The organism is Halorientalis litorea, from assembly GCF_023028225.1.
In the GTDB taxonomy this organism is placed as follows: domain Archaea; phylum Halobacteriota; class Halobacteria; order Halobacteriales; family Haloarculaceae; genus Halorientalis; species Halorientalis litorea.
On the sequence record NZ_CP095482.1, the window covers coordinates 342,639 to 360,544 of the forward strand.

Sequence of the window (17,906 nt, forward strand, 5' to 3'; positions counted from 1 at the left end):
TCAATCCCAGAACGACTGCGTGCGGGCGTATTGACGCTCCTGTGAGAGGATGTCGCGGTAGAACTCGTCTTCGTCCTCCCGGAGTTTGCTGATGATGCGAGCGGCGTTGTGCGGGCCGACGCCGCGGGCGGCCAGCGCGACGACGGCCTGCTTGCCGTGGCTCTGGACGAGGTTGGCCGACTTGTACGCGCGTCGGGTCTGTTTCTCCTGTTCGTCGTCCTTCTCGCCGGACGTGACGGCCGTCACCACCTCGTCAGCCCACGGGTTGAGTGCCGCGATGCGGGTGGACCCGCAGTTCGGACACTCCGGTTGGTCCGAGACGCGCTTGACCTCGCGTTTGCGCTCCCAGTCCTGACAGTGCAGACAGAACAAGAGGATACGGTCGTTCTGGATGCGCTCGCGGACCGTCTGGATGACGCTCGCGTCGGCGTTCTCGGGGGCCAGCAGTTCCTGCCCCGACGACCGGCCGCCCAACCCGACGGCCGTCCGCTCGCCGACGGTCGCTATCTCGATGTCGCCACGCTGGATGCGGGCAAGCACCTCGCTCGCCGCGTCGACGGCCAGTTCCTCGTGGAGCAGTTCGCGCACCGCCTCGTCGTAGACTGGCGTGCCTTCGAGGGCATCGAGGAGGCGGGAGCGGCCGAACCGCTGGCCCGACCCGGACTGCCAGTTCTTCAGCGCGCCGAACTTCGTGGCGACCTGTGCGAGTTTGAACTTCAGCGCGTCGGCGTTCTTCAGCGAGAGTTCGATGATGCCCTCGACGTGTTCGGGGTCCGTCTCCTCGACGGTGTCGAGTACGTCGTTGACCGTCACGCCGCGCGGGACTTCGAGTTCGATGCGGTACGGGTCGACTTCCAGCCCCACCGAGGACCCGGTTCGCTGTCCGATGAGAGCCGAGAGGACACGTCCCAGCGTCTCGTTGATGGTGTGCCCGAAGTGGGCGTTGACTACCACCTCGCGGCCGTGAAACTCCACGAGGAGTCGGTCGTCGGTGGGAACGGGAGCGTCGTGGTGGGTCAGTTGGTCGATGGCTTCGACGATGGTGTGTTCGTCGGCGGGATACCGGCGGGTGAGGTCACGCGCCACGGCCTCGGGTGACGCGCCGTCGAGTTGCGCGCCCGCGACGCCGCGGAGTTCGCCGACTTCCTGTGCCACGTCGTAGGGGACCGGTATCTCCTGTCCGACCCACGACGGGACTTCGCCCGCGGGGTCCTCGACGGGCGAGACGAGGACCTCCTCGTCCTCCTCGTCTACCTCCGTGATTCGCCACATCTCCCCGCCCTGAATGAAGATTTCGCCCGGTGCGGCGAAGTTGACGACGAACTGCTCGTCGAGGGTCCCGACCTGTCGCCCCGAGGCCATGTCGGAGACGTCGTAGGTGGCCTCGTCGGGAATCATCGAGAGGTTGTGGTAGAAGTACTGCCACGTCCCCCGCCGCTTCTCGATTCGGTCCGCGTCTTCCTCTAACCAGACGACGCGGTTGTCCGCGAGTTCGCGGACCACCTGTTTGAACTTCGACTCCGAGAGGTCCCGGAACGGGTAGGCCCGCGTCACGATGTCGTAGGCCCGCATGGCCGACACCTCGCCGACGTCCATCAGGATGCCCGCGATTTGGTTCGCGACAGTGTCGAGACTGCCGTGGTGAATGTTCGCGGGTTCGACGTCGCCCGCGCGGGCCTGCCGGGCGATGGCCAACGCCTCGAAGGTGTCGTCCGGGCGGGTGGTGATGACCGTCCCGGCGGACACTTCGTCGCGGCGGTGGCCCGCCCGCCCGACACGCTGGAGCAACCGCGACACCTGGCGCGGACTCTGGTACTGGACCACGTGGTCGATGCTCCCTACGTCGATGCCCAGTTCCATCGAGGACGTACACAGCAGGGCCGACACGTCACCGGCCTTGAACTCGTCCTCGACATCGATGCGGGCCTCCTTGGAGAGCGACCCGTGGTGAACTTCGATGTCGGTGCCGAGTTCTTTGAACCGCGACCCGAGTGCCTCGGCGGTCTGTCGGGTGTTGACGAACACGAGCGTCGAGTCGTGGCTGGCGACGAGTTCGTCTATCGCCCGGACGTGACTGGCTACCTCGACGTTGGTCATCAGTTCGCTCGCCAACTGCTCGTCCTCGTCGGTGACTGCCGGCTCCCTGACGGTCACGTCGATTTTACTGCCCACGTCCACCTCGACGATTTCACAGCCGCGGTCGCCCGTGAGAAACTTTCCTACCTCTTCGGGGTCACCGACAGTCGCGGAGAGGCCGATACGCTGGACGGAACCGGCGACCTCGCGGAGGCGTTCGAGGCCGATAGTGAGTTGGGCACCGCGTTTCGCCGCCGCGAGCTCGTGTACCTCGTCGACGACGACGTGGTCCACGTTCGCCAGCGCGACGCGGAGTTTCGACCCCGTGAGCATCGCTTGCAGGGTTTCGGGCGTCGTCACCAGCACGTCCGGCGGGTCGTCGGCCTGCTTCTGTCGCTGGTAGTCCGTCGTGTCGCCGTGACGAACGTCGACATCTACGTCGAGTGTCTCCCCCCACCACTCCAGTCGGTCGCGCATGTCCCGGTTCAGTGCCCGCAACGGTGTCACGTACAGCGTGCCGATGCCGAACTGGTCAGTTCCTTCGAGGGCGTCGAGGACGGGGAGCATCGCCGTCTCGGTTTTCCCGGTTCCGGTCGGCGCGACGATGAGGCCGTTGGCCCCCTCCGAGAGGGGCGGAATCGCGCGACGCTGTGGCTCGGTGGGCGAGGAGAACCCGCGCTCGGAGAGCGCGTCACGCACGGCCGCCCCGAGTTCCGCGAAGGCGGCCGCAGACCCCGATTCTGCCATCGACAGCCCTAGCGGTGCGACCCGATTAAGCACACCGCTTCGTCCGCCGGGCGGCGTCGACGGCGACGGGACTCACACGCGCCGGTAGTCCCCGAGTCGCGTCCCGTCGAGGAGGTACGCCTGCCCGTCGGTCACTCCCTCGGGGAGGTACGGCGCGAGGAAGTCTTGCCCTTCGACGTTGACCCACGTCCCGCCCGTGCGGTCGTTGAACGCCGGGAAGACGATGAGTTCGCCGCCCCCGTCGATGGTGGTGTCGTGGAACGCCGCGAACGGGGCACTGTTCAGGTCCCCCCGGAGCCACACGCGCTCGACGCGCGCACCGCCCACGTCGTCCTCCAGTCGGACCACGGGATGCTCGTGGGCGGTACAGACCACGTCGGCACGGAGTACGTCCGGCGAAGGCCACGTGTGACCGTGTGCGAACCCGACCGACCCGTACCGGACCCCGTGCCCGGGCGTCACCGTCACGTCCGGGTAGCCGTCGGTCACGTCCCCGATGTCCCCGTCGTGGTTCCCGCGAACGACCGTCGTCGGTACGGAAACGGCGTCGAGCAACGCCGTCAGTTCGGCACGCTCCTCGCCGCGTGGGTCACCGATGGCGTTCGCGAAGTCACCAAGGACGACCAGTCTGTCCGCAGCCGTCCCGTCGAGCAGGGTCTGGACGGCCGTCCGTCGGCTCTCGGCGTCGCTTCGGAGTTCGACGCCCTCGTGCCGCAGGCCGACCTCCAGCCCCGCGTGGTAGTCTGCGAGGACGAGTGCCCGTTCGTCCGGGAGGGTCGCGACTGCCGCGGGTTCCCCGGGGACCGGCTCGACGGCCATTCAAATGGGTTTCAGCGTCGCGTCGGCTGGTTCGTAACACCGCCCGTCCATCAGCGCGTCCTGTATCGCTTCCTCGACGGCCTCGGGGTCCGCGCCGTACTCCTCGACGACGCTCGCAACCACGTCGTCGTGGTCGGCCCCGTCACCCTCGTCCAGTTCCCGCATCGCGTCCATCGCGGCGTCCGTGAGGTCCACGTCGGCTGTGTCCCCGTCGGCATCGGCGTCGGGTTCGGCGACTGTCTCCTCGTCGGTTTCGGGCGGTTCCGGTTCCGTCTCCTCGTCGGGTTCCGGGTCCGCGCCCCCGCCGGTCGCCTGCCCACCCGCGTCGGCGTCCACGGTTTCGGTGTCCGCGGGGCTCGGTTCGGGGTCTGCCGCGGCCGAGTCCGTCGCCGCCGGCGTCCCCGCCGCCTCCTCGTCGAGGTCCTCGGGGTCGGGCGTCTCGATGTCGGCTTCGCCCGGTTCTTCGACCTCCGTGCCGGTCGAGAAGTCGGTGCCGTACTCCTCCTCGATGCGTTCGCGCTCGTCGTCCTCCAACTCGAACTCGCCGCCCTCGAAGTCGCCGATGTCGTCGTCGTCCGTGCCAGTCAGGTCGGCGTCCGCCTCGGACCCACCGGCGTCGGTCGCCGTGGTCTCGGTCGCTGTCTCGACGGTCTCCGGTTCGCTCGCCGAGTCTGCAGGTTCGGACGAGGTCGGCGTCGTCCCGGTCGACTCGGGTTCGGCCGGTTCGGTCTCTGTCTGCTCGGCGGCCGGTTCGGCGTCCGTCCGCTCGGCTGACGGCGTGTCGTGGCTCTCTGTCGGGTCGGGGGACGAGTCGTCAGCCGCGGTGTCGTCTGTCGTCCCGGACGCCGCGGTTTCGGGTTCGGTGTCGGCCTCGACGGCCCCGCCGGTCTCGCCGACCGGCGAATCGAGGGCGTCGAGGTCGGCGAGTGTCGTCGACCCCGCCGCGTCGGGCGCGACGGACAGTCCTTCGACTTCCTCGCGGTCACCGGCGACGACGCGGGCGGCGTCGAGCGCGACTTCACGGAGCGCGCCGAGGTACGTCGGCGTCGTCCCGTAGTGTTCCAGTGCCAGTGCGGTGCCCGAAGCGAGGCTCTCGTCGACGCCGTCCGCGGCGAGGGCGGCCGCGAGGTCGTCACCGCGCTCTGCACGGCCGAGCGCGTCGGCCATCGTCGCGACTCGGTAGAGGGTCTGCTCGGCCGTCTGCACGACCCAGCGATCCCGCGTCTCGGCGTCCACCTCGTTGATGCTCTCGGGTCTGACGGAGGTGTAGACGGTGTCGGCGTCGTCGGGTTGGAACGTTCGGGCCTTGCCGGTCAGGGCGACGAACACCGGTGGCTCCGTGCGTTCGAGAAACGCCAGTGCCTCGGGTTGGTACTGCCCGGCGTAGACGACGAACGCGCCGGTCGGGTCCACGATGCGTGCCCGAAGCACGTCCTCGTTGACCTGCTCCAGTTCAGTGAGGACACCCACGACGAACAGGCGGTTGACTCGCGCACCGCTCGGCGTGACGACGTAGTTGGGTGCGCGCTCCTCGTCGCTCTCGGAGTACGAGAAGTCGGCGTCGTCGTACTCGGCGGCGAACAGCCGATAGGCGACCTCTCGACGGCCGGGGCCGCCGTCGTCGGCACTCACGCGGACCACCCCCCAGTGGCGAGCGTGGGGTCGCCTGTCCCACCCGGACGGGCGGGGAAAGCGGACCTCATCGGCCGACCTCCGCGAGCAGGTCCCGCGCACGGTCCGCCGGGTCGTCCTCACTCCGCGTGAACGCCGTCGCGTCGAGGTTCGCGCCGTACTCGTCGACCGACAGCGACCCGCGGACGCGGAACTCGTGGCCGACGACGCGCTCCGCGATGGTGTCCGCGACCACCGACTGGTCCATCTCGTCGCGGGCGTGCTCTTTCGCGGCGTCGAGGCCACCGCCGTACACCTCGGCGGTCAGGTCGGCCCCGAGGACGGCGGTGACGGTGCCGGTACCGTCGTCGAGGATTGCCTTCGTCCGCAGGTCGTCCTCGCCCTCGACGGTCCCGTGGCTCCGGCACTGGCCGTTCTGGACGACGCGCCCGCACTCGGGGCACCGCTCGATGAGGCCGGACCCGTCCCGGATTTCGATGACGTTGCCCCGGAGTTCCACGTCGTAGGCCCCGCCGCGGTCGACCGCCTCGCGGACGGGGAGCCGTTCGGGGTCGGCGCGGGCCTGCACCGGCGAGTTGAGGGGCGTGACCGTGGAGAACTCCGAGAGGTTCACCGACGGGACGCCGCGGAACTCCCGGACGTAGGCGTTCTCGACGCGGACGGACACACCCTCACCGAGCGCGTCGCGGGGTTCCCAGTCGGTGAAGGGCAGGCGCGCGCTCTCGTCGGCGAGCGTCCCGCTCAGGATTTCGGTCTCGCCGTCGCGGCCGTCGATGACCTTCCGCTCACACTCCACGACGCTGACCTCGACGGCCACGCCACGGTCACCGGGAGAGAGGTCTGCGAGGGTCGCGTCACCGCCGATATCGTACGCGATGGCGGGCGAGTCGTCGACGCGTTCCACGTCGGTGCTCTCCCCGAGGTTGAGTTCGGGATGGCCCTCCCACTCGCGGACGCCCGCGTTGCCGATACGGACCGTCTCGCCGGGTTGCAGGTCGAAGTCCTCCCACGCGGTGTAGGATATCCTGCCCGTCCCGTCGGCGAGTTCACCCTCGAAGATGACTTGCTCCTCGCCGCGGTAGTGGATGGGTCGTTTCCCGACGGTCAGGACGGTGGCCGTGACCGTCACCGACGAATCGTCGGTCGACACCTCGGCCACGTCGACGGCACTCGGCGCGCCGGTGTCACCGGCCGTGCCATCGCCGTACTTTCGCCGGAGGCTCTGCTTGGCCTCGTCCACCGGGACGCTGTAACTCACCAAGTTCTCAAGGTCAGATTTGACCTCCTCTTTGTCAACGCCGAGGTCGGAGGCGAGGTCCTCGGCATGGTCGTCGAGTTGCATCACTACCGGGTTCGAGGGGGCGGGATAAAAATCGTGTCCCGCGCCACTGCGACGTTCCGCGCCGCCGCTCAGGCGGGAGTCGCGTCCTCGTCGCCGGCCGTCGGCGCGTCCGCGTCCCCTTGCCCGCCACCACGGTACCGACCGTACAGTGACATCGACAGCGCGCCCAGACCGAACAACACGACGAGTAGCTCCACGAGGCCGCCGAGCAGCGGAATCTGCTTCAGGAGAGCGACCGCCACCAGACCGACCAGCAGGCCGACCCAGCGGTTGTCGACGCCGGCCAACCCGCTCAGCCACGTACCGACGGCGTACCGACCGTACACCGCGGCGACCCACAGCAACACGAGGTACAGCCCCCAGCCAGCCAGTGCCAGCGGGATACCGACGATGGTCAACATCGTCAGGGTGAGCGCGACAGGGATGCCGACGAGAGCGAGCAGACCGACACCGCTGCTCCGGCCCGGCGACGCGGACGCCCTGTCGGCGAGCGAGCGGGAAAACACCGGGAAGACGAGCAATAGCACCGCCCCGAGGGCGGCGTTCACGAGGAGACCGTACGCGTCGAATGCCCACCCCGGAAGCGACGGGCCGGTGTTCTCGAACGAGCCGCCGACTTCGCCCTGCGTGACGGACCCGCCGACGGTGGCACCCGATTCGCGGGTGAGGTCGCCGGAGTACGTCAGGTCACCGCCGATACTCGCGGTGCGGGCGAGGGTCAGCGACCGCGCACCTGCGTCGAGGGTCCCGTCGACAGTCCCGGCGACGGTGACAGTGTCGGCCGAGGCTTCGACGTTCCCGCCGACGGTGGCGTTCGGTCCGAGGACGACGTTGCCGGCGGCGGCCTCGACGTCACCTTCGACGGTGCCGTCGATGCGGACGTTGCCTCCGAAGGCCGACAAGTCGCCGGTGACCGTTCCCCGAACGACGATGTTCCCCCCGAATGCGTCGAGGTCACCCTCGACTGTCTCGTTCGGGCCGACGACGACGGACCCACCGCTCCGCTGGTCCGCCGCTGCGATTCCCGGCAGGAGGGCCAGTGCGACCACGAAGACCAGTGCCACGGCCACGAAACGGCCGGGCGCGCGCGCAGAAGTCACGATTGCTCTATGCGTGCTGTCACCGGCCGTGAATATAAAAGGACGCTCCCGCTTCGGGCGACCGCCGGGAAGCCGTTCCGTAAGACGGTTGTCGTCCGGTCCTGAACGGTCGGTATGCGCGTCGTCGTCAACGCCGCGATGAGTGCGGACGGAAAGCTCTCCTCGCGGGAGCGAACACAAATCGACATCTCCGGCCCCGCGGACTTCGAGCGCGTCGACCGCCTCCGCGCGGAGAGCGACGCCGTGATGGTCGGCGTCGGGACGGTGTTGGCCGACGACCCGTCGCTGACAGTCAAGGACGACGACCACAGGGCGACCCGGGAGGCGGCGGGCGAGTCGCCGAACCCGGCCCGCGTCGTCGCCGATTCGCGGATTCGGACGCCGCCGGACGCGACGGTACTCGACGACGCGGCACCGACCTATCTCCTCTGTAGTGAAGCCGCCCCGTCCGACTTCGTCGCCGAGATGGCGGACGCGGGCGCGACGGTATTCAGGGAAGGCGAGGACCGTGTCGAACTCGCGGCGGCGTTCGAGCGTCTCGAAGCCGCCGGCATCGAGCAGTTGCTCGTGGAGGGTGGCGGTGAACTCATCTTCTCGCTGTTCGCCAAGGGACTCGTCGACGACCTCTCCGTGTTCGTCGGGCCGACGATACTCGGCGGCCGGGACGCCCCGACGCTGGCCGACGGCGACGGCTTCACCGAGGACTTTCCCGAGCTAGCACTGACTGACGTGGAGCGTCTCGACGACGGCGTACTCCTGCGCTGGACCGTCGAGTAGAAAGGTCGTCGCGGCGTCGCCGTTCGGCCGTCTGAGGTCGATTCCTAGTGGTCGTGGCCGGTCATCTCGCCGAAGGTCTGTCCGAAGCGGTCCTCGAACAGGTCCATCGTCACCGACTCGACTTCCTGTAGTTCCGGGCTCGGGTCGCCCTGTCCGTGCGCCACGGCACCGTGGATGCGCTGGGCGAGGCCGAGCATGGCGATGTCACCGATGATTTCGGGGTTGTCCTCCTCGCCCTCCCGGAGCATGTCGAGCATGGCTACGGGAACGGAGAGTTCGTCGACTGTACCGTCGTCTGCTTCGATAGTGAGTGTGACAGTCTCGTCTGTCATGCCGTACTGTTGCGCCGCCGGGTTAATCCATCTGTTGGGTGGGGACGCGTCGGCGGTTACGCTCCCTCGGCCGCGATGGCCTCGGCACGCTCTTTGAGCGCGTCGTTCATGGCGTCGAACCCGGCCAGAAGGGGAGCCTCCTGCAACACGAGTCCCACGAGCAGGCCGCTGAACGTCTCACGCTGGGTGAAGCGGACTCCTCCCGCATCACGCTCCTCGATGTCGAACCCGTGCCGGCCGTCGAACAGTCCCTGTACGAACAGTTTGCCGTACCACTCCAGTGTCTCGCCCTCGCGGGCCGAGAGGACACGGGGGCGGAACGTCGCGGCACGGCCACCCGGCGGCTCCACGCGGACGGTGAGCCGTTCACCGCGTTCGGCTGTCCCCTCGATACTGGTGATGAGTGGGTTCCACTCCGGATACGTCTCGAAATCGGTGAGCACGCTCCAGACGACCGAGGCGGGTGCGTCGATGTCGACGCTCGCAGATAGGCGTTGCATACCCGGTAGAGGTCGGCAGAGGACTTCGCTTCGTCGGTTGCGCGACGGTTCGTCTGACCTCGCTAGTCGTCCGCGGCCGCCGTCTCGCCCTCCTCGGCGGCGACAGTGGCGTAGTCTTCGAGGTAGTCGTCGGCGTCGAGGGCCGCCTTCGAGCCCATCCCGCCGGCCGTGATGGCCTGCTGATAGTGGAAGTCCACCACGTCGCCCGCGCCGAAGATACCGTCGACGGCAGTGCGGGTCTGGCCACTGCCCCTGCCGCCCTCGGTGACGAGGTATCCATCGTCGTCCATCTCGACGCCAGTGTCCGTCAGATAGTCCGTGTTGGGGGTGTGGCCGATGGCGAGGAAGACGGCACCCACGTCGAACTCGAACCGCTCCGTGTCCGGGTCGTCGAGTTTGTCGGTGGGGTGGCCCTCGGGGTGGCGCACGAGGTCGACGTAGTCCACGCCATCGGCCTCCGAGCCGTGAATATCGACGGCCTCTGTGTTCCGCATGATTTCCACGTCTCCCGACTCGACTTTCTCCTCGATGCGGTCGACCCAGTAGTCCTCGGCACGGAACTCCTCGCGCCGGTGGGCGATGTAGACGGTGTCGGCGAACTTCGTGAGGAAGTTGGCTTCCTCCATCGCGGCGTCGCCGCCGCCGATGACGAGCATGTCCTCGCCGCGGAAGAACGCGCCGTCACAGGTCGCACAGGTCGAGACACCGAAGCCCATCAGGTCGTCCTCGCCGGGGATGCCAAGCGTTCGGGCACTCGCGCCGGAGGCAGCGATGACGGCGTCGGCGGTGTAGACATCGCCGTTCGAGAGTTCCACACGGAAGGGACGTTGCGTGTCGTCGATATCCGCGACGATACCGTGGTCGATTTCGGCCCCGAACTGCGTGGCCTGCTCTTTCATGTTGTTCACGAGGTCCGGGCCGCTGATGCCGTCGGGGAAGCCGGGGTAGTTGGCCACGTCGGTCGTGAGCGTCAACTGTCCCCCGGGTTCGTCCCCCTCCAGAACGAGCGGGTCGTTGTTCGAGCGGGCGGCGTAGATGGCTGCAGTCAAGCCAGCGATACCGGTGCCAGCGATTATCAGTTGCCGGTGTTCGACGGCCTCGTCTGTCATACGTGACGGTACTCCGGGACGGCGTATTAACCCTACGCTGTCCCGAGTCGGGCACACACCCGAACGACACGCTTAGGGGGCCGTGCCGCCCCGCTTCGGACATGACCGCGGACCTCACCGAGAAGACGGACCGGTACGAGAACCTGCTCGCCGAGGCACTCGCCGAAGCCGAGGTGGCGGTGCCCCCAGAGACGCCGCTTGGCGATGCGGCGGGAGAGTTCGAGGAGATGGCCCGGTCGTATCTCGAAGACGGACGACACTTCCGGGACGACGACGACCCGGTGAACGCCCTCGCGGCGTTCTCGTACGGACACGCGTGGCTGGATGCGGGTGCCCGGATGGGGTTGTTCGACGTGCCCGAACACGGACATCTCTTCACCGTGTAGTCCGCCACACCGCCGCCCGACCCGCCTCGGTTCCACGTAGCAACCCGTAAACTCTCGAATACCGAACGTATTGGTATCCCTCCAATACAATTATGATAGATAATCTCGTGTGAAACAAACGTGGGGGGAACCACAACATGCGAACCAGCAGACGTAGCTTTCTCCGGGGTATCGGTGCAGGGGCCGTCACCGCGGGTGGCTTGAGCGGCGTGGCATCGGCACAGGAAGACGCATCGAAGCTTCGGGTCGTCAACGCGCTGCCCGACGAGTCGAGCATCGACGTGTTCACCGACGCGTTTCGGCGGTTCGACGACGTTTCGTTCGGGGATATCGCCCGCTACGAGTTCTTGATCGACGAAGAGGTGGACATCACCGTCGTGTCGTCGGGGGACGACAGAGACGAGGCACTCCTCGAAACGACCGTCTCACTGGACCCCGGAACGAGTTACACGCTCGGGGTGACGAACAGTGCCGACGACCCGGAACTCGCCACGTTCGTGGACGAGAACGAACAGCCGTCACTGAAATCGCGGTTCCGTGCGGTCCACCTCTCGCCGGACGCTCCGACGCTCGAAGTCGACGAGGAGGACGTGTTCTCGTTCGACGACTTCGTGGCTCGTGACCTCGACTACACGGCCGCGAGCGCGTACGAGGAATTGTTGACCGGACACCTCTGTTTCGAGGTCGAACCGGCCGACGAGTGGGGCGACAACGACCTCGCGGTGTACGAGGACGAGTTCGACAGTGGCGAGACGTACACACTGTTCATCGTCGGCCTGAACGACGCGGACGACGAGGACCCGCCGCTCCAAGTCGTCACCAGCAAAGACACCTGACGGTTGGGTCCGCCGGGCAGTACGCCCCGACCGGGACGCGTTCCGTGTCGTTACCAGACACGCTTCCCGTGTGTGGGTCTCTGCCACAATCTGTCGAAACGTTTAAACACGCTCGGCACTAACGATTAGTTAGGAAATCGCCGGTAAGTTTTTATTGCTTTCCCCACCGGCAATCCAGACCACCCATCATGAGCGACACAACAATACGTTCCCCCGAGACAGAACGAACCCGAGAGACCAACACGGAAACCGAGTCGGAGACGGAATCGGAATCGGTCGACCACTGCCCGGAGTGTGGCGGGAACCTCGTCACCGACACCGAACACGGCGAGACAGTGTGTTCGGACTGCGGCCTCGTCGTCGAGGAGGACGAAATCGACCGCGGGCCGGAGTGGCGCGCGTTCAATTCGAACGAGAAAGACGAGAAGTCCCGCGTCGGTGCCCCCACCACCAACATGATGCACGACAAGGGACTGTCGACCAACATCGGCTGGCAGGACAAAGACGCCTACGGGCGGTCACTGAACGCCAGCCAGCGTCAGAAGATGCAGCGGCTGCGCAAGTGGAACGAGCGGTTCCGCACTCGCGACTCGAAAGAGCGCAACCTCAAGCAGGCACTCGGCGAAATCGACCGCATGGCCTCCGCCCTCGGCCTCCCCGAGAACGTCCGCGAGACTGCCAGCGTCATCTACCGCCGCGCGCTGGACGAGGACCTCCTCCCCGGCCGCTCCATCGAAGGCGTCTCCACGGCCGCACTCTACGCCGCCGCCCGACAGGCCGGAACGCCCCGGAGCATCGACGAAATCGTCGCCGTCTCCCGCGTCGAGGAGATGGAGATGACCCGGACGTACCGCTACGTCGTGCGGGAACTGAACCTCGAAATCCAGCCCGCCGACCCCGAGAGCTACGTCCCCCGCTTCGTCTCCGACCTCGACCTCTCCGACGAAGTCGAACGCCGCGCCCGCGAACTGCTCGACTCCGCCCGTGACCGGGGCATCCTCAGCGGGAAGTCGCCGGTAGGACTGGCCGCCGCCGCCGTCTACGCCGCCGCCCTCCTGACCAACGAGAAGGTCACACAGAGTGAGGTCAGCGAGGTGGCGAACATCAGCGAAGTCACCATCCGCAACCGGTACAAGGAACTCCTCGAATCCGAGGAAGTCCCGCTCTGAGCGGACAACGGCCGGTGAGTACGCGACAAGCTTTTTCTTCTCGGGGTGTGTGAACGTAGGACACATGAGAGAGGCATACGTCCGGTTGCTCTGTCCCGAGTGTAAGAAAGAGTGGGAGTCGACGCCGAACGACCTCCCGGCGGCGAAGCGGACGTTTCACTGCCCGAACTGTCACGCGAGCAGACGGCTGGCCGAGTTCACCCGGACGGAACGGGACCTAGAGACGCTGAAATCGCTCCAGTAGTCACTCACCGGTCGGAGAGCGCGCGCCACACGCCTCACACTGCAACAGCAACGCGCCCTGCTCACGCACGAACTTCGTGTCTGGGAGTCCGCACTCCGGGCAGAGAACGTACGCCTCGGTGTAGGCGTCGATAGCGTCGCTGATGCGGTCGGCGTCGAACGACCCCGTGAGCCGTGCGCGGCCGCTCTCGTCGATGTGACCGCTCGTCCCCAAGTCGCCTTGGAGGAACTTCATCACGTGGTCCTCGTCGCGGTCGAGTCGCTTCGTCGTAGCTTGGAAGTTCTCGTAGACAGTGACGTTCCCCTCCTGCCGTACGTCGGGGTCAGGTACCTCGAAGCGGTCGGAATTCCCCTCGATGTCGGGCGTCGATTCCATCGCACGGTCGAGTTGCTCGTCGTAGTCCATACGCGACAGGTACCACTCGCAGGACAAAAACCTTTCAACGAGTGACCACCCGCGACAGCGACGTTCGTACCGGATGTGCTACAACTTCTCGCTAGTTTCACGTCGTGGGAAATTACTTGAAAACCCCCATATCAAAGGGTCTCCGCCGGGGCTGTGTGTTAACGGCCCTCAGAGTAATACTATAACCCTTGAGTGGTTAGCCTCGGGTGACCATGAAAAAGCAGGAACTCATCCATCTCCACGGCCTGCTGGCCCAGGTACAGAACCACTACGAAGAAGAGACCGGCAACGACGTCGAACACGACGAGTACGCCTCCGTGAGTGTCCGACCGACATCCATCCACATGTCGAAAGACGACCACAAGGACGCCGTGTTCGCGCTGGCGGCCGGCATCACCTCGGAACTCGCCGACGAAGCGACCGAACAGGTTCCCGCCGCTGCGGACTGAAGGCTCCTCGTTACTGCTGTTCTCTCCGATTGTAGCGACAGCCCCATCGGTCCCACCCTCCGGTCCGTCACCGAACCGCCGGGGTCACTTGTCGATGAGTTCCTCGAACTCGGGGAGGACGTCGTCCGTCTCGACCGGTTCCGACCCCTGCTCGACTTCGATGGCCGACTCGTCGGTCATTTCGGGCGTGTCGGTCGTTTCGACCGTCTCCTCCGTCGTCTCGTCGTCTGGCGTGTCTGTCTGCTCGACTTCGAGGACTTCGAGCGGGATGTTCTCCAGTCGCTGGCCGATTTCTTTCCGTGCGATGCGGGCGGCGTGTTCGTCCCGCTCGACGTTGAACACGGTCATCTCCAGTTCGAGAGCGACGAGACTCTCGTCGGCCGCGATGAACGCTGGTTCGTGTTCTTCCCCACAGTGTGGGCAAGACCGCTCACCCATGTTTATCTCGACGTAGTTGAGGTCGGGGTTCAGCATCTCACCGGTCTTCGAGATGGCGATACGAACTGCCTCGTCCGCCGTCTCCACGTCGTACACCGGGACTGCGGCCTCCACGACGACTCGACAATTCATGCCACACTCTTTGTGGTGCAATGATAAGAAGGTTGGCGTCCGTTCACACGGTAGTCCGTACCTTATTCGGCCGGAGCGCGCCTGAGCGGGCGAACTGACTCGTAACCCCCAAGCCCGTCGCCGCCGTTGCTTCCCACGATGGAACAGGGCGTCATCGACATCGATTCCCTCGCCGGCGGCTTCGATTTACAGGCCACCGTCGAGAGCGGACAGTCGTATCTCTGGAACCGCGCCGACGGCACCACCTACGAGACTGACGCCGCCCACGGTGGCGACGCGTGGTACTGGACGACGTTCCGCCCCGACGAGCGGGCCGACCCGGCGGTCCTCCGGGTCCGGCAGGTCGACGGACAGATACGGTGGGAGTCACACGTCGACGCCGCCGAGCGACTCCGCCACTGGCTCAGGCTGGACGACAACCTCGACGCAATCGTGGCGTCGGCCCCGGAGGACCGACTGCTCCGGGACGCCTACGACACATACCGCGGAATGCGTCTCGTCCGTGACCCGCCTTTCGGCGCGCTCATATCGTTCATCTGCTCGGCACAGATGCGCGTCAGCCGCATCCACGGCATGCAGGTGGCTCTCCGGCGAGCCCACGGCGAGGCGGTCGACTTCGACGGGGAGACGTACCACGCGTATCCGACACCCGAGGCGTTGGCGGCGACGACGGAGTCCGCGCTTCGTGACCTCGGTTTGGGCTACCGAGCACCCTACGTCCAGCGGAGCGCGGAGATGGTCGCCACCGGCGAGGCCCACCCCGGCGACGCTCGTGGACTGTCCTACGAGGAGGCCCGCGAGTTCCTCACACAGTTCGTCGGTGTCGGGCAGAAAGTCGCGGACTGCGTGTTGCTGTTCTCGCTGGGGTACCTCGAAGCCGTCCCGCTCGATACGTGGATTCGGACGACCATCGAGGAGTACTATCCAGACTGCGAGAAGGGGTCCTACGCCGACACCTCGCGTGCCATCCGCGAGACGTTAGGCGGCGAGTACGCCGGCTATACCCAGACGTACGTCTTCCATTACCTCCGCAACGGCGGCGAGTGAGGGCGGGGTTTTTCGGGCAGGACGAGCGTACCTCGGTGCATGAGCGACGACAGAGCGCGCGCACACGTGTTCGTCTCGGGAACGGTCCAAGGCGTCTACTACCGAGCGACGACGCGGGACACCGCCCGCGAGCGTGGTGTCGACGGCTGGGTCCGCAACCTGGACGACGGCCGCGTCGAGGCCGTGTTCGAGGGCCCCGAACCGGCCGTCGAGGGGATGGTCGAGTGGTGTCACGAGGGGAGCCCACAGGCCACCGTCGAGGGTGTCGAGGTGGAGTACGGAGAACCACAGGGCCTCGACGGGTTCGAGGTTCGGTGGTAGCGACCGCCCGGCCCGCGGCGAGCGACGGGGAACCACCGCAGGCTTAACGGCGCGCCCCCCGAAGCGGGCCATATGATGCGGGCACAGGACCAAGCGGTCCTCGACGAGAACGCCGCGGCACTCGGCGTGCCGCGGAAACAGTTGATGGAGTCGAGCGGGAACGCCGTCGCACGGGTCGTCGAAGACGTGGCCGACGACGGCGACGACGTGGCCGTCCTCGCCGGACGGGGCAACAACGGCGGCGACGGGTTCGTCGCCGCGCGCTTCCTCCGTGATTACGACGTGACCGTTCACCTACTGGGTCGCGCCGAGACGATTACCACCGACATCGCACGGGCGAACTGGGACGCCCTCCAGCGGGCCGAACTCGACGCCCACGCGGTGCGAGACTCGACCGCCCTCGAACTCGGGGACCCCGACGTACTCGTCGACGCGATGCTCGGCACGGGCGTGACGGGCGCGCCTCGGGAACCCGAGGCGACTGCCGTCCGGCAGGTCAACGACTGCACTGCGACAGTCGTCGCCGTCGACGTTCCGTCGGGCGTGGACGCCGACACGGGCGAGGCCGCCGGCGTCGCCGTCGACGCCGACCACGTGGTGACCTTCCACGAGACCAAGCCCGGACTGGCCGACGTGGACGCGGCGGTGACCGTCGCGGACATCGGCATCCCCGAGGCCGCCGAGACGTTCGTCGGCCGGGGGGACCTCCTGCGTCTCTCGCGTGACCCGACGAGTCACAAGGGCGACCACGGCGAGGTGTTGGTCGTCGGTGGCGGACCCTACACCGGCGCGCCCGCACTCGCCGCCCAGTCCGCGTTCCGCGCCGGTGCCGACCTCGTGCGGGTCGCCTGCCCCAAGTCGGTCGCCAGTGAGGTACAGGGCTACGAGGAGGGCATCATCACCCGCCCGTTCGCCGGGCAGATGCTCCGACCGGGCCACGTGGACGAACTGCTTGACCGAGCAGTCGAACACGACACCGTCGTGTTCGGGCCGGGACTGGGGAACGCCGACGGGACGCTGACGGCCGTCCGGGAGTTCCTCGCCGAGTACGACGGACGGGCCGTCGTGGACGCCGACGCACTGCAGGTCGTCCCCGAAGTAGACACCGACGCGACGTTGCTCTGTACGCCACACCAGGGCGAACTCCGGCAGATAGGCGGGGAGACGAGCGAAGACTGGCGCGAGCGGCGGGCACTCGTGGCTGACTTCGCGGCGGACGTCGGGCACACGCTGCTCGTCAAGGGGGCCGACGACGTGGTGTCCGACGGCGAGACGACGCGCGTCAACCGGACCGGGAACCCCGGGATGACCGTGGGCGGCACCGGCGACGTACTCGCGGGCGCGGCCGGCGCGCTCCTGTGTACGCAGACGCCGGTGGACGCCGCGGCAATCGCGGCGTACGCGAACGGGCGGGCGGGCGACATCGTGGTCGACGAGCGCGGCCACGGCCTCATCGCCTCGGACCTGTTCGACGCGCTCCCGACGGCACTCTGGGGGGAGCGATGAGCGACGACACGGGCGGGGCGGCGAGCGAAGGGACGGACGACGACCTGACGCACACCGACGAGAGCGGCGACGTGCAGATGGTCGACGTGGGCGACAAGCCCGACACGGCCCGCCGGGCGGTGGCCCGCGGGGAGATACGGCTCCAGCCCCCGACGCTCGCGGCCATCGAGGGGAACGAAGTCGCCAAGGGAGACGTGCTCGCGACGGCCCGCGTCGGCGCGGTGCAGGCCGTCAAGCACACGTGGGAGACGATTCCGATGTGCCACCAGATTCCCATCACGAACGTCGAGACGGACTTCGAAATCGGGGAGGAACGCGTCACGCTGACCGTCGCCGTGGAGACGACGGGCAAGACTGGCTGTGAGATGGAGGCACTCGAAGGCGTCACCACCGGCCTGAACGTCGTCTGGGACATGGTGAAAGCCGCAGAGAAGGACGACGACGGCCAGTACCCGGACACGGGCATCGCGGACGTGCGGGTCGTCGAGAAGACGAAACGGCCGTTGTGAGGGTTCACGGCGGTAGTTCGTAGCGTTGTG

20 protein-coding genes are annotated in these 17,906 nt (G+C 67.1%); 10 read left to right on the forward strand and 10 right to left on the reverse strand.

Annotated elements, in window-relative coordinates:
* The 5 genes from MUG95_RS01915 to MUG95_RS01935 form a co-directional block, all read right to left on the reverse strand.
* Window positions 1-2,823, reverse strand: a complete 2,823-nt coding sequence (locus tag MUG95_RS01915) for a DEAD/DEAH box helicase (RefSeq protein WP_247009382.1) — start codon at window positions 2,821-2,823, stop codon at window positions 1-3.
* Window positions 2,824-2,895: 72 nt separating this feature from the next.
* Entirely contained in the window at window positions 2,896-3,642 is a 747-nt protein-coding gene (locus tag MUG95_RS01920; RefSeq protein ID WP_247009383.1) for a metallophosphoesterase, read from the reverse strand.
* Window positions 3,643-5,274 carry a hypothetical protein gene (locus MUG95_RS01925; RefSeq protein WP_247009384.1) on the reverse strand — a complete coding sequence of 544 codons (1,632 nt, stop codon included), beginning with the start codon at window positions 5,272-5,274 and terminating at the stop codon, window positions 3,643-3,645.
* A 67-nt stretch (window positions 5,275-5,341) separates the two neighbouring features.
* The gene (locus tag MUG95_RS01930; protein WP_247009385.1) at window positions 5,342-6,616 is read right to left on the reverse strand and encodes a Single-stranded DNA binding protein; all 1,275 of its coding nucleotides are present in this window, start codon (window positions 6,614-6,616) and stop codon (window positions 5,342-5,344) included.
* A gap of 68 nt (window positions 6,617-6,684) precedes the next feature.
* A complete protein-coding gene (locus MUG95_RS01935; protein WP_247009386.1) occupies window positions 6,685-7,716 on the reverse strand; it encodes a bactofilin family protein in 1,032 nt (343 codons plus the stop codon).
* Between the two features lie 114 nt (window positions 7,717-7,830).
* Between MUG95_RS01935 and MUG95_RS01940 the strand changes: the two genes are divergently transcribed.
* Window positions 7,831-8,493: a 2,5-diamino-6-(ribosylamino)-4(3H)-pyrimidinone 5'-phosphate reductase gene (locus tag MUG95_RS01940; protein WP_247009387.1), complete on the forward strand. Its 663-nt coding sequence runs from the start codon at window positions 7,831-7,833 to the stop codon at window positions 8,491-8,493.
* Between the two features lie 44 nt (window positions 8,494-8,537).
* Here MUG95_RS01940 and MUG95_RS01945 read toward each other — a convergent pair whose 3' ends face one another.
* From MUG95_RS01945 to MUG95_RS01955, 3 genes are all read right to left on the reverse strand, one after another.
* On the reverse strand, window positions 8,538-8,825 hold the full coding sequence (locus MUG95_RS01945; RefSeq protein ID WP_247009388.1) for a DUF7545 family protein: 288 nt from the start codon (window positions 8,823-8,825) through the stop codon (window positions 8,538-8,540).
* Between the two features lie 56 nt (window positions 8,826-8,881).
* On the reverse strand, window positions 8,882-9,325 hold the full coding sequence (locus tag MUG95_RS01950; protein ID WP_247009389.1) for an SRPBCC domain-containing protein: 444 nt from the start codon (window positions 9,323-9,325) through the stop codon (window positions 8,882-8,884).
* 62 nt (window positions 9,326-9,387) lie between these two features.
* Window positions 9,388-10,434 (reverse strand): NAD(P)/FAD-dependent oxidoreductase, encoded by a 1,047-nt coding sequence (locus MUG95_RS01955; RefSeq protein ID WP_247009390.1) that lies wholly within the window; start codon window positions 10,432-10,434, stop codon window positions 9,388-9,390.
* A gap of 101 nt (window positions 10,435-10,535) precedes the next feature.
* Here MUG95_RS01955 and MUG95_RS01960 point away from each other — a divergent pair, with 101 nt between their 5' ends.
* The 4 genes from MUG95_RS01960 to MUG95_RS01975 all read left to right on the forward strand — a co-directional run bounded on the left by MUG95_RS01960 (window position 10,536) and on the right by MUG95_RS01975 (window position 13,069).
* Window positions 10,536-10,820 carry a DUF357 domain-containing protein gene (locus tag MUG95_RS01960; protein WP_247009391.1) on the forward strand — a complete coding sequence of 95 codons (285 nt, stop codon included), beginning with the start codon at window positions 10,536-10,538 and terminating at the stop codon, window positions 10,818-10,820.
* A gap of 137 nt (window positions 10,821-10,957) precedes the next feature.
* Complete coding sequence (locus MUG95_RS01965) at window positions 10,958-11,656, forward strand: DUF4397 domain-containing protein (RefSeq protein WP_247009392.1); 699 nt, start codon at window positions 10,958-10,960, stop codon at window positions 11,654-11,656.
* Window positions 11,657-11,844: 188 nt separating this feature from the next.
* Window positions 11,845-12,825 carry a transcription initiation factor IIB gene (locus MUG95_RS01970; RefSeq protein WP_247009393.1) on the forward strand — a complete coding sequence of 327 codons (981 nt, stop codon included), beginning with the start codon at window positions 11,845-11,847 and terminating at the stop codon, window positions 12,823-12,825.
* Between the two features lie 64 nt (window positions 12,826-12,889).
* Window positions 12,890-13,069: a DUF7836 family putative zinc-binding protein gene (locus tag MUG95_RS01975; protein ID WP_247009394.1), complete on the forward strand. Its 180-nt coding sequence runs from the start codon at window positions 12,890-12,892 to the stop codon at window positions 13,067-13,069.
* Here the strand turns inward: MUG95_RS01975 and MUG95_RS01980 are convergent, their stop codons facing one another.
* Window positions 13,070-13,474: a translation initiation factor IF-2 subunit beta gene (locus MUG95_RS01980; protein WP_247009395.1), complete on the reverse strand. Its 405-nt coding sequence runs from the start codon at window positions 13,472-13,474 to the stop codon at window positions 13,070-13,072.
* 212 nt (window positions 13,475-13,686) lie between these two features.
* Here MUG95_RS01980 and MUG95_RS01985 point away from each other — a divergent pair, with 212 nt between their 5' ends.
* Complete coding sequence (locus tag MUG95_RS01985; RefSeq protein ID WP_247009396.1) at window positions 13,687-13,923, forward strand: UPF0058 family protein; 237 nt, start codon at window positions 13,687-13,689, stop codon at window positions 13,921-13,923.
* 84 nt (window positions 13,924-14,007) lie between these two features.
* Here the strand turns inward: MUG95_RS01985 and MUG95_RS01990 are convergent, their stop codons facing one another.
* Window positions 14,008-14,493, reverse strand: coding sequence for a DUF555 domain-containing protein (locus MUG95_RS01990; RefSeq protein WP_247009397.1), 486 nt, complete (start codon window positions 14,491-14,493; stop codon window positions 14,008-14,010).
* Between the two features lie 138 nt (window positions 14,494-14,631).
* Between MUG95_RS01990 and MUG95_RS01995 the strand changes: the two genes are divergently transcribed.
* The 4 genes from MUG95_RS01995 to moaC all read left to right on the forward strand — a co-directional run bounded on the left by MUG95_RS01995 (window position 14,632) and on the right by moaC (window position 17,876).
* The gene (locus MUG95_RS01995; protein WP_247009398.1) at window positions 14,632-15,540 is read left to right on the forward strand and encodes a DNA-3-methyladenine glycosylase family protein; all 909 of its coding nucleotides are present in this window, start codon (window positions 14,632-14,634) and stop codon (window positions 15,538-15,540) included.
* A gap of 39 nt (window positions 15,541-15,579) precedes the next feature.
* Window positions 15,580-15,861: an acylphosphatase gene (locus tag MUG95_RS02000; RefSeq protein WP_247009399.1), complete on the forward strand. Its 282-nt coding sequence runs from the start codon at window positions 15,580-15,582 to the stop codon at window positions 15,859-15,861.
* Between the two features lie 72 nt (window positions 15,862-15,933).
* Window positions 15,934-17,367: an NAD(P)H-hydrate dehydratase gene (locus MUG95_RS02005; RefSeq protein WP_247009400.1), complete on the forward strand. Its 1,434-nt coding sequence runs from the start codon at window positions 15,934-15,936 to the stop codon at window positions 17,365-17,367.
* The gene (gene moaC / locus MUG95_RS02010; RefSeq protein WP_247009401.1) at window positions 17,364-17,876 is read left to right on the forward strand and encodes a cyclic pyranopterin monophosphate synthase MoaC; all 513 of its coding nucleotides are present in this window, start codon (window positions 17,364-17,366) and stop codon (window positions 17,874-17,876) included. Before MUG95_RS02005 ends, moaC begins: the two co-directional genes overlap by 4 nt.
* The last annotated feature ends 30 nt before the right edge of the window (window positions 17,877-17,906 follow it).

Coding starts and splice junctions, on each gene's coding strand:
- MUG95_RS01960 (WP_247009391.1), top strand. CDS start 10,536: ATGACCGCGGACCTCACCGAGAAGACGGACCGGTACGAGAACCTGCTC.
- MUG95_RS02005 (WP_247009400.1), top strand. CDS start 15,934: ATGATGCGGGCACAGGACCAAGCGGTCCTCGACGAGAACGCCGCGGCA.
- MUG95_RS02000 (WP_247009399.1), top strand. CDS start 15,580: ATGAGCGACGACAGAGCGCGCGCACACGTGTTCGTCTCGGGAACGGTC.
- MUG95_RS01950 (WP_247009389.1), bottom strand. CDS start 9,325: ATGCAACGCCTATCTGCGAGCGTCGACATCGACGCACCCGCCTCGGTC.
- MUG95_RS01995 (WP_247009398.1), top strand. CDS start 14,632: ATGGAACAGGGCGTCATCGACATCGATTCCCTCGCCGGCGGCTTCGAT.
- MUG95_RS01945 (WP_247009388.1), bottom strand. CDS start 8,825: ATGACAGACGAGACTGTCACACTCACTATCGAAGCAGACGACGGTACA.
- MUG95_RS01965 (WP_247009392.1), top strand. CDS start 10,958: ATGCGAACCAGCAGACGTAGCTTTCTCCGGGGTATCGGTGCAGGGGCC.
- moaC (WP_247009401.1), top strand. CDS start 17,364: ATGAGCGACGACACGGGCGGGGCGGCGAGCGAAGGGACGGACGACGAC.
- MUG95_RS01985 (WP_247009396.1), top strand. CDS start 13,687: ATGAAAAAGCAGGAACTCATCCATCTCCACGGCCTGCTGGCCCAGGTA.
- MUG95_RS01940 (WP_247009387.1), top strand. CDS start 7,831: ATGCGCGTCGTCGTCAACGCCGCGATGAGTGCGGACGGAAAGCTCTCC.
- MUG95_RS01915 (WP_247009382.1), bottom strand. CDS start 2,823: ATGGCAGAATCGGGGTCTGCGGCCGCCTTCGCGGAACTCGGGGCGGCC.
- MUG95_RS01930 (WP_247009385.1), bottom strand. CDS start 6,616: ATGCAACTCGACGACCATGCCGAGGACCTCGCCTCCGACCTCGGCGTT.
- MUG95_RS01970 (WP_247009393.1), top strand. CDS start 11,845: ATGAGCGACACAACAATACGTTCCCCCGAGACAGAACGAACCCGAGAG.
- MUG95_RS01990 (WP_247009397.1), bottom strand. CDS start 14,493: ATGAATTGTCGAGTCGTCGTGGAGGCCGCAGTCCCGGTGTACGACGTG.
- MUG95_RS01955 (WP_247009390.1), bottom strand. CDS start 10,434: ATGACAGACGAGGCCGTCGAACACCGGCAACTGATAATCGCTGGCACC.
- MUG95_RS01975 (WP_247009394.1), top strand. CDS start 12,890: ATGAGAGAGGCATACGTCCGGTTGCTCTGTCCCGAGTGTAAGAAAGAG.
- MUG95_RS01980 (WP_247009395.1), bottom strand. CDS start 13,474: ATGGACTACGACGAGCAACTCGACCGTGCGATGGAATCGACGCCCGAC.
- MUG95_RS01920 (WP_247009383.1), bottom strand. CDS start 3,642: ATGGCCGTCGAGCCGGTCCCCGGGGAACCCGCGGCAGTCGCGACCCTC.